Source organism: Inquilinus limosus MP06, from assembly GCF_000767795.1.
In the GTDB taxonomy this organism is placed as follows: Bacteria; Pseudomonadota; Alphaproteobacteria; order DSM-16000; family Inquilinaceae; genus Inquilinus; species Inquilinus limosus_E.
Map to the genome: position 1 here is coordinate 1 of NZ_JANX01001119.1, position 687 is coordinate 687.

The following is a 687-nucleotide window of genomic DNA, read 5'->3' on the forward strand; positions in this document are numbered from 1 at the left end:
ACCGATCTCGCCGGCGGCGCGCTCGCGCTCCAGCTCCTTCAGCTGATCGCGGTAGATCGCGGCATCGGAGTCCGCAGAGCCCGGCGCGCTGGTGGCGAACAGGCGCCGCAGCAGCAGGGCGACGGCGCCCGCGGTCATCAGCGCGGCGACGATCCAGAACGCCCAGCCGGTCACGGCGCCGGCTCCTCGTCGATCAGCCGGGCCAGGCGCTGGTTCTCCTCCGCCGACAGCGGCTGTGCCTCGGCCGGGCGCCGGCGGCGGCGCAGGATCAGGACGGCGATGGCGGCAAACAGCAGCACCACCGGGCCGAACCACAGCGCCAGTGTGCCGGCGCGCAGCGGCGGCCGCAGCAGCACATAGTCGCCGTAGCGTGCGGTGACGAAATCCAGCACCTGGTCGTTGCTGTCGCCGGCCTTCAGGCGCTCGCGCACGATGGTACGCAGGTCGCGCGCCAGGTCGGCGTTGGAATCGTCGATCGACTGGTTCTGGCAGACCAGGCAGCGCAGCTCCTGCCCCAGCTCCCGCGCCCGCGCCTCCAGCGCCGGGTCGGCCAGTTGCTCCTGCGGCTCGATCGCGCCGGCGGGGGCCGCGAAGGTCAGGGCCAGAAACAGGATCGTGAGAGCAAACCGGACCGTTTGCCCCCAACGAGTCCCCCCTCCCCTCGCGGGAGGGGGGGTAGGGAGGGGT

The 687-nt window shown here is 72.8% G+C and carries 2 protein-coding genes; both read right to left on the reverse strand.

Going from position 1 to position 687, the window contains the following annotated elements; translation table 11 throughout:
- Nucleotides 1–174 (reverse strand): c-type cytochrome biogenesis protein CcmI (ccmI, locus tag P409_RS41680; protein WP_081992326.1); only part of this gene is annotated, 174 nt, incomplete at its 3' end.
- Nucleotides 171–614, reverse strand: a complete 444-nt coding sequence (locus tag P409_RS35555) for a cytochrome c-type biogenesis protein (protein WP_034849884.1) — start codon at nucleotides 612–614, stop codon at nucleotides 171–173. The genes P409_RS35555 and ccmI, both read right to left, overlap by 4 nt.
- Nucleotides 615–687: the final 73 nt, after the last annotated feature.